Origin of the sequence: Phyllobacterium sp. (genome assembly GCF_037994425.1) — a bacterium.
GTDB lineage: Bacteria > Pseudomonadota > Alphaproteobacteria > Rhizobiales > Rhizobiaceae > Phyllobacterium.
Map to the genome: position 1 here is coordinate 1 of NZ_JBBNAM010000436.1, position 8345 is coordinate 8345.

At 57.1% G+C, this 8345-nt stretch carries 7 protein-coding genes and 3 pseudogenes; 4 read left to right on the plus strand and 6 right to left on the minus strand.

Features of this window, described 5'->3' with window-relative positions:
- Positions 1–123: 123 nt before the first annotated feature.
- Positions 124–612, minus strand: a complete 489-nt coding sequence (locus AAAB35_RS28555) for a tetratricopeptide repeat protein (protein ID WP_340671716.1) — start codon at positions 610–612, stop codon at positions 124–126.
- Between the two features lie 337 nt (positions 613–949).
- Here AAAB35_RS28555 and AAAB35_RS28560 point away from each other — a divergent pair, with 337 nt between their 5' ends.
- Positions 950–1276: a hypothetical protein gene (locus tag AAAB35_RS28560; RefSeq protein ID WP_340671709.1), complete on the plus strand. Its 327-nt coding sequence runs from the start codon at positions 950–952 to the stop codon at positions 1274–1276.
- A gap of 177 nt (positions 1277–1453) precedes the next feature.
- Complete coding sequence (locus AAAB35_RS28565; protein ID WP_340671711.1) at positions 1454–2914, plus strand: DHA2 family efflux MFS transporter permease subunit; 1461 nt, start codon at positions 1454–1456, stop codon at positions 2912–2914.
- On the opposite strand, the gene AAAB35_RS28570 is transcribed toward AAAB35_RS28565, so the two are convergent.
- Positions 2915–3184 carry a hypothetical protein gene (locus tag AAAB35_RS28570; protein WP_340671712.1) on the minus strand — a complete coding sequence of 90 codons (270 nt, stop codon included), beginning with the start codon at positions 3182–3184 and terminating at the stop codon, positions 2915–2917. It abuts the gene before it with no gap.
- A gap of 126 nt (positions 3185–3310) precedes the next feature.
- Positions 3311–3541 carry a hypothetical protein gene (locus AAAB35_RS28575; protein WP_340671713.1) on the minus strand — a complete coding sequence of 77 codons (231 nt, stop codon included), beginning with the start codon at positions 3539–3541 and terminating at the stop codon, positions 3311–3313.
- Positions 3542–3984: 443 nt separating this feature from the next.
- Here AAAB35_RS28575 and AAAB35_RS28580 point away from each other — a divergent pair, with 443 nt between their 5' ends.
- Positions 3985–5064, plus strand: a complete 1080-nt coding sequence (locus AAAB35_RS28580) for an ionic transporter y4hA (protein WP_340671717.1) — start codon at positions 3985–3987, stop codon at positions 5062–5064.
- Between the two features lie 53 nt (positions 5065–5117).
- On the opposite strand, the pseudogene AAAB35_RS28585 reads toward AAAB35_RS28580, so the two are convergent.
- The 3 pseudogenes from AAAB35_RS28585 to AAAB35_RS28595 form a co-directional block, all read right to left on the minus strand.
- A pseudogene (locus tag AAAB35_RS28585) lies at positions 5118–5449 on the minus strand (response regulator).
- A 150-nt stretch (positions 5450–5599) separates the two neighbouring features.
- A pseudogene (locus AAAB35_RS28590) lies at positions 5600–5949 on the minus strand (LuxR C-terminal-related transcriptional regulator); the annotation flags it as partial.
- A pseudogene (locus tag AAAB35_RS28595) lies at positions 5949–6853 on the minus strand (hypothetical protein); the annotation flags it as partial. The pseudogenes AAAB35_RS28595 and AAAB35_RS28590, both read right to left, overlap by 1 nt.
- 414 nt (positions 6854–7267) lie before the next feature.
- Between AAAB35_RS28595 and AAAB35_RS28600 the strand changes: the two are divergent.
- Positions 7268–8345: sulfatase-like hydrolase/transferase (locus AAAB35_RS28600; protein ID WP_340671715.1), on the plus strand; the 1078-nt coding region annotated here is incomplete at its 3' end.

An 8345-nucleotide genomic window follows, 5' to 3' on the forward strand; every position in this document is an offset into this window, starting at 1 on the left:
GCCGTGCCCCTGTCGAGGCGACTATAAGCACAAAGGTGAAGATGAGCGACAGGCACTTCGTATTCCTTTGGTGGACCCGACCTGCCGCTCATGCTTTTTCGCAAAGCCGCGCGTTGACCGGGATCAGATTTTCGACGGTTGTTCGATTGCTTCGTGAAGGTCGCGGTATTCCTCGCAACTCGTTCCGCAGATCGATTTGATCGTCGTGAGCTGCTCCTTGGCGAGATCGAGTTGCCCCTTGATGACATAGGCCTCGCCAAGATATTCGCGGACCTTCGCGTATTTCGGATCGAGTGCGACCGACTTCTTGTACCAGGATATTCCCTCGTCGGTTCGACCAAGCTGGCGCGTGGCGTAGCCACGATAGTTCAGGGCCTCCTTGGTATTCGGATCCTTCAGCGTGTCGAGCATATCGAGCGCTTCCTGGTAGCGACCCGCCTGCGCCAGCGTATAGGCATACTCGGTGCGATCCTCATCCGGAACGTTGCTGGTTGTCTTGTCGACGCATTTCTTTGACTTCTTTTCATAGACCTTGCCCTTGGGGCAGGTCGGGGTCGTTGCTGCATCATCACTCCCACCACCGCCCGCTGCCAGGCCGGTGCCGGGAAGCATGGCGATTGCAAGTCCGGCACCAAGCACGGCGACAGGAATTTGTCGGTAAAGTGTATTGAGGATGTTTCTCATGGCGTAAGTCTCCGCTGGAAGGAACGTGCGACCTATAGAACACGCGGGCGCACCGGATTATTCGGTGGGCCGATGCATTATTCAGCGAAACAGCGGTTCTGCAATTCGATTTCAGAACCTTCGCGTCAGCGAGTATCGCTTGCTCCAATTGGCAGGAATTTTGATCTGAAATACGTTCCTCACGTTGTCCTGACCCTGTAGATTGCAGACACTGGCAAAGCGTCCAACCTTGTGAAAATCGATGAACTGCAGAACGGCTGAACCCATGACCTCCGATATTGCCAGCGCTCCGCTCGTGCAATCATTGCTAGCAGGACTCGACATCCGTTCAGGCACAGCGCGTGAGTCGCCACGCGTACCCCACAATGCTCTGTCAGCCATCGATCAGGCAAGCAAGCGGGTCGAGGAAGCGAGGCGCGCCGCGGATGCAAGCCTGATGCGGGCCAAGGCTGCGCCCCGGCCGCACGAGATTACAAATCCTGTATTTGTTGCCCTGTTTGACGCACACCAGCAGGACCGGGAGGCGCTGTTTGCTGCCATGCGTACGCTTGATGCGGCCCGCTCGAATGCTGACACCGACGAACTGGATTGAGCGCGCGGGACGAACTTGCGCACGATTTTGTTACCGGAGCCTAGGACGGAATCCAAAAAGCCCTATAGTTTTTGCGACGCACCAGTAATATATCAATCCCGTTCCAGCGCGCCGTTACCCGTTTCCCAACCGGTCGTCTCGTTGCAAACCGTACCAACTGAAAGAGCCATTCCAAAAATGTCGGATAAGACTTGTCATGTAGCTGCGACCTCCAAGGGCGCGCTCCAGAGACAGGTGCCGAATTTCCGCATCATCGCGATGATCATCGCCAGTGCCATGTTCATGGAGCAGCTTGACGCCACCGTTCTCGCAACGGCGCTGCCGACCATGGCTCGGGATTTTGGCGTGAGCGCGCCAGCCATGAGCATTGCGCTCACATCGTATCTTCTCAGCCTTGCGATATTCATACCGGCAAGCGGCAGGGTGGCGGACCGATTCGGGTCGCGCACAGTTTTCCGCACGGCAATCAGCGTCTTTATCCTTGGGTCCATCCTTTGCGCCTTTGCGCCCAATCTGACGTTTCTTGTGTTCGCCCGGCTGATCCAAGGGCTGGGCGGCGCCATGATGATGCCGGTTGGGCGCCTTGTGCTCATGCGAAGCGTCGAGCGCAAGAATCTCGTCTCCGCCATGTCCTGGCTCCTCGTGCCGGCGCTGATCGGCCCGATCCTCGGGCCACCCGTCGGCGGACTGATTGTGACATATCTCGACTGGCGCTGGATCTTCTACATCAACGTCCCGATCGGCCTGATGGGCTTCATTCTCGTCAGCCTCTTCATCGAGGAGTTCAAACGGGAGGCGACAGGGCCGTTCGATTGGATTGGCCTCGTACTATCCGGTGTTTCGCTTGGCTCGTTGTTGTTCGGCTTCGAAATGTCCAGCCGAAGCGGCGAGGCGGTGCCCTCAGCATCGCTGATTTTGATCGGATTGTTGTCAGGCATCGCCTATCTGCGCCACGCGCGTCAGCATCCGTCACCGATCCTCGACTTTTCGCTGATGCGCATCCCAACCTTCAGTGCCTCAGTTGTCGCGGGATCGCTGACACGCATCACGCAAGGCGCGCAGCCGTTTCTTCTGCCGCTCATGCTGCAGCTCGGCTTCAACCTGTCGGCAGCATCGGCCGGCGGGATCGTCATTGCGACGGCGCTTGGCTCGATGACGATGAAGGCCGTTGCTCCGAAGATCCTCAGGCAATTCGGCTTTCGCAACAGCCTCATTGTCAACGGATTGATTTCGACGTTCGGCTATGCGCTTTGCGCTGCCTTCCGGCCGGATTGGCCGCTGCCGCTGATCTTCGTCATTCTTTATTTCTGCGGCTTCTTCATGTCGTTCCAGTTCACCGCCTATAACACGGTTGCCTATGACGAAATCGGTCGCGAGCAGATGAGCTCGGCAACCAGCTTCTATACGACGTTCCAGCAGCTGATGCTGTCGCTTGGCATTTGTGTTGGTGCTCTGGCACTGCACGGTTCGATGCTGGCAAGCGATCACGACGTCCCCGAACTCGGCGACTTCTCGGTTGCGTTCATCGTAGTGACCGCCATTTCCATCACCGCAACCATCTGGAACATGCGGTTTTCTAGTTCAGCGGGCGCCGACATCAGCGGCCATCGGGTGAGGACCAATCCCAGAAAGGCCTGATCAGTTGTTGATGGTCAAGGAGATGACGCTGTTGTGGTGGGTCTTGCAAGTAAAGGGTGTGCCGCCATTGGCCTTACCTTGAATGGTCATCCACATGCCTTTGCCAAAGCTGGCGGTGACCGTCGAAGGGGTAGGCGCTGTCAGCCCCTTCTTCTGGAGTGCGGCGCTGCAGGCGGCGATGGATCGCGGCTTGTTTGACGATTCCCCCGGCATGGGCGCACTGACGATGAATGCGCAGATCGGGACAACGATAATGAGATAGTTTTTCACGATTCCCTCCCCGAAGAATGTGATGCCTCGGGGAGTCTACGCTCGTTATGGATCGACAGCCATCCACCCAAAATCTCTAGCTCGAACGAATGGGCCTTGGTCGTCCCGACGAAACGGTCTCAACTGTTACGCAGCTTCGGCCATCTGGACGAGGCGAAAGAGTTCGCGCTCGAGATTCGCAATGTCTGCATCGTGTTGGGTGCGCCCACCGTGATGAAGCAGGAAGACAGCGCCACTTTTCTCGATGCAATAGAGACCGTCCGCGTAGACATAGCCTTCGCCTTCGCACAGGCCGATCGCGAAAAGATCGTCGCAATAGTCGCGCGAATCCACGAACTCTTCGAAGCTCAATTTCATTCCGGTCATCCTTCCAGACGCCACTATCGATCACCGGATTTTGAGCCGATTCGCCGGTAATGCCTAGAAGGTGATGAGTTTTGCCACGGGATTTGCAGCCGGTGGAGCTACCGCTAGATATGAATGAGACCGAGCGTTACGCCTAGGCTGAGGCCTATGGTGAACACGGTCAGGCAATTGAAAGCTGTCAGGCGCATGAGGTTTTTCCCCCGTCATTATTGTTCAGCAAACAGATCATCCAACAGATCAAGCTTCCAGACAATCGCCCTAAAAGGATGAAGCGGAGCGCGTCCCAACAGCGGTCGTGAGAAGCTGTGATGCAACGCCCGCGAGCCTAGACATGAATCGCCTTGACGCAGGTTCAAATCGCGGCATGATCAGCAAACTTCCTCGTGAAATTATTACTGTCGGGTTTCGGACGTCTCAAACAGGAGCATTTCGGCTTGGCGGCAGAACATCTCCCATGGTGGGCATGGACCTGGCCGGCTTTGGCCTGGGCCATTCTGTTGGTATCACTCTTCGGAGTGGGTGGGGGCCTTGTTGCGGCCGCCGCAGGCGTCGTTCTGATCGCTACCGTCTTTTCTGCAGTCTACCATGCCGAGGTCGTTGCGCACCGCACCGGAGAGCCCTTCGGCACGCTTGTCCTCGCCGTCGCCGTAACCATCATTGAAGTGGCACTGATCGTCTCGGTGATGCTGGCAGCGCCAGCGGAGAAAGCAGGGCTGGCGCGGGACACCGTATTCGCCGCAATCATGATCGTAATGAACGGTATCGTCGGCTTATGCCTCCTCTGGGGTGGCGCGCGCCACCACGAGCAGGGATTTCAGATTCATGGCGCCAGCGCTGCTTTGGCTATTCTGGCCGCACTTGCGACGTTGACGCTGGTTCTGCCAAACGTCGTTGCGAGCGCTGAAGGTCCGCTCTTCGCGACATCCCAGCTTATATTCGCCGCCGTCGCCTCGTTGGTCCTGTACGGCTCGTTTATTTTCGTCCAGACCGTGCGGCATCGCGATTACTTTCTTCCATTCGAAAGCTATGAAGAGCACGACCATTTGCCACCACCATCAAACAGGGCGGCGGCCATCAGCGCCGGTTTGCTTCTTGTTGCGCTCGTTGCCGTCGTGGGGTTAGCAAAAGCCCTTACGCCGGCCGTGGAAGCCGGAATCGATTGGATTGGCGTACCAAAAGCGGTCGTTGGGATCGTGATCGCGGGCGTGGTGCTGCTTCCGGAATGCCTTGCGGCACTGAAGGCGGCAAGGGCCAATCAATTGCAGACCAGCCTGAACCTTGCGTTGGGGTCGGTGCTCGCGGCGATTGGATTGACCATTCCCACGGTCGCTTTTGTCTCGATCGTCATCGGCCAGCCCCTGGAACTTGGCCTGGACGACAAGAGCCGCGTCTTGTTGGTGCTGACCCTCTTCACGAGCGTGATTACGCTCGGGACAGGCCGGACCACGGTGCTTCAGGGTATTATCCACCTCGTGATCTTCGCCGCGTTCCTATTCTTCGCGATCGTGCCCTGAAGGAGCATAAAGCGGTGATTTTGCCGATGCCCGCCGTGCGCTGCAAAGCGCCGCTACTTCGCGTTGGAAATCACGGCGCTGCTTATAGCATTGATCATTGAGTTTGCTGGAAATGACTTTTGCAGATAGGCGATACAACCCGCCTGCCTCGCCTCCAATTCCAGCGCGTCATCCTCGAGCGCGGTCATAAAAATAATCGGCAGATTGGAACCGGAGCTTTTCAATCGATGCTGCAACTCGACGCCCGACATCCCGCCAAGGTTGATATCGAGCAAAAGGCAATCAACTTTGCTGGCCTCTTCACCGTGGAGATAAGCCTCAGCCGAAGAATATCCTTCCGTCGGAAACCATGGGCATTGAGCAAGCCCTCGACGCTCCTTCGCATACTCGGATCGTCTTCAACGACAGCCACTTTCCATGGTCGGCGTTCCAACTTGTGCCTCTCATCAGCTAAAGGAATCTCCAGTCCAACTACCCCATCGTAAAACGCATGCGGGCGCGCCGATACTTGTCCTAAAGGGAAGGATATCCATCGCTACCGCTGCGATTGCTCTCCCTCGGGGTCAAGCCGCTTCGTTCTCTCTGCAATCGACACCGCCTCGGCCAGTGAATGAACGCCAAGCTTTTCCGTGATGCAGTGCCGATGGGCCTTTACGGTCCTTTCCGAAGTGCCGATCGCGTAGGCAATTTGCTTATTGAGTTTGCCGCGAACGATCAGGTCGAAGACCTGCAATTACGCGGTGTCAGGCTTTCGACCCGAGCCTGAAGCGTTTGAACACGGTCATGCTCCGCACGCCGTTTTTCGTGGTGCCTCAGCGCTCGTTCGATCGCCTCGAGCAGTGTCGATCCTGAAACGGGTTTCTCGAGAAAATCCTCGGCACCCGCGCATTCGTCGCAAGATTGAGGATGACTTGCTGGACGTGGATCTGGTCGGCTCTCAGAAGCAGCCTTCGCGAAGCCGGGCTGGAACTGACAATTATGTCCCTCCGCTTGGCTTCGGCGTTGAGAATTTGCATCGCGCTGCTCGTCACGTCGTTGAGGTCGAAGTCCTGCCGCTCGATCTCGCTGCGCTTCTTGAGTAGGCCCCTCAGCCGGATAATTATATCGCCAGCGCGCTGGTCGTCGTCGCGAATGTCGAGGAGAATCTGCTGGATCAGCTTGAGATTGGGTTTCTCACTGCGCAACAGGGCTTCCGCTGCTTCGGCGTTGCTCCGAATGGCGCCCAGGGGCTGATTGAGACGCGAAGAGCGCTCCAGCAGTCGCGGATTGATTGAGGTGCATTACTCGCAGCAGACGCCGGCGCGACTCCCCCGATGATGAAAAGATGACGGGCATTCGGCTGGAGACTGCGCGCCAACTCAAGTGTCTTCACAATATCGAGTTCGGCAAACGCTCCGATTACCTCATTCGGTAGCTGCAGTTTTACGGCTGTGGCACTACTCAGGCCGGCGAATATGACCTGTGCACCAGGAGCGATCGTCTTGCGGTTTGAGACCATGAAGCTTGCCGCTTCCTCGCCGAGCGCGATCAACACATCCGGGCGCCGATCTGCATACTTTTCGGCGAGAAAATGTGCAATGTGCTCAACGTGGGCCTTCTCGGGAAAGCGCGAGAGGTCGAGAAACTCCGAAAATATATCGATATCGCTTTTGGTAGCTTCGAGCGGGCGTGTTCGTACTGCTTCGCCCGCAGCCGTGGTCGCTGCGATCCTTTCGTCGTAGGGGTACAAAATGAGGACACGCCGAACCCGGCGTACGACTTCCAGTGCGACTGATGGCGTGCCGTACATAGCAAGTCGAACAGCCAACAGAACGGCAATCAAGCCCTGGGCGACCCGGCCCGACAGAACCTTCCCACTACGTATCATGCCAGCTCGTCCTTGCTCCCTAGAAGTAGAACCCTCGGGATCACTAGTCCAACAAGGGCAATTCCCGAGGTTGTATCGAGACTTCACCGGATAGCGCACTGCACTCAATCTGCTAACTATGGTCTCTGGAGAGCGAAAGCTCATTGACCAAAGGGACAAATACCGCACAACTTCGCTCATGCGTAGGATGTGAATGATGGGCGACTTTCGCGATCCGCGTCGGTCATTCTCCTCTACGCCTGTTCTGCGCGATGCGCGGGAACGGATATCTCCAGTTGTTTTAACTACAAGGTTAACACACGGGTTGCACTCGGCATTCTAACGGAGGTTCTCAAGATGAATCGCACTATTCTAAATTTCGGTCTCGGCGCGTTGACCGCTGCGGCTGCTCTATGGGGCACGATCGCCCCAGTTGAGGCACAGGACGCGCAGAAAAAGCCCAATATCCTGTTCATCGTCTCTGACGACACCGGCTATGGCGATCTTGGTCCTTACGGCGGAGGCGAAGGTCGCGGGATGCCTACGCCAAGCATCGACAAGCTTGCGGCGGACGGCATGACCTTCTTCTCGTTCTACGCGCAGCCGAGCTGCACCCCCGGCCGCGCCGCCATGCAGACGGGGCGCATCCCCAACCGGAGCGGCATGACCACCGTCGCATTCCAGGGCCAGGGCGGCGGCCTTCCGGCGGCGGAATGGACGCTTGCCTCGGTGCTGAAGCGTGGTGGATACCACACCTATTTCACCGGCAAATGGCATCTTGGTGAAGCGGACTACGCGCTACCTAACGCCCAAGGCTACGACGAGATGAGGTATGCCGGCCTTTATCATCTCAACGCCTATACCTATGCCGATCCGACCTGGTTCCCTGACATGTCGGCAGACCTAAGGGCGATGTTCCAGAAGGTGACGAAGGGCGCACTCTCGGGCAACGCCGGTGGACCCGTGACGGAAGACTTCAAGATCAATGGCCAGTACGTCGACACGCCAGTCATCGACGGCAAGGAGGGCGTGGTAGGTATTCCTTTCTTTGACGGTTACGTCGAGAAGGCCGCGCTCGGATTTCTCGATGAAGCCGCCAAGAAGCCGGACGAGCCGTTCTTCATCAACGTGAACTTCATGAAAGTTCACCAGCCGAACATGCCAGCACCGGAATTCCAACTGAAATCAATGTCGAAAAGCAAATATGCGGATTCGGTTGTGGAGCTCGATACGCGCATTGGCCGGATCATGGACAAGCTGCGTGAAACGGGAATGGACAAGAATACGCTTGTTTTCTACACGACCGATAATGGAGCGTGGCAAGACGTCTATCCAGACGCCGGCTACACGCCATTCCGCGGCACGAAGGGAACCTTGCGCGAGGGTGGCAACCGTGTCCCTGCGATCGCCGTCTGGCCTGGCAAGATCAAACCCG

Bases quoted from the DNA above. Each gene is read 5' to 3' on its own strand.
- AAAB35_RS28555 (WP_340671716.1), bottom strand. From the start codon at position 612: ATGCTTCCCGGCACCGGCCTGGCAGCGGGCGGTGGTGGGAGTGATGAT.
- AAAB35_RS28560 (WP_340671709.1), top strand. From the start codon at position 950: ATGACCTCCGATATTGCCAGCGCTCCGCTCGTGCAATCATTGCTAGCA.
- AAAB35_RS28565 (WP_340671711.1), top strand. From the start codon at position 1,454: ATGTCGGATAAGACTTGTCATGTAGCTGCGACCTCCAAGGGCGCGCTC.
- AAAB35_RS28575 (WP_340671713.1), bottom strand. From the start codon at position 3,541: ATGAAATTGAGCTTCGAAGAGTTCGTGGATTCGCGCGACTATTGCGAC.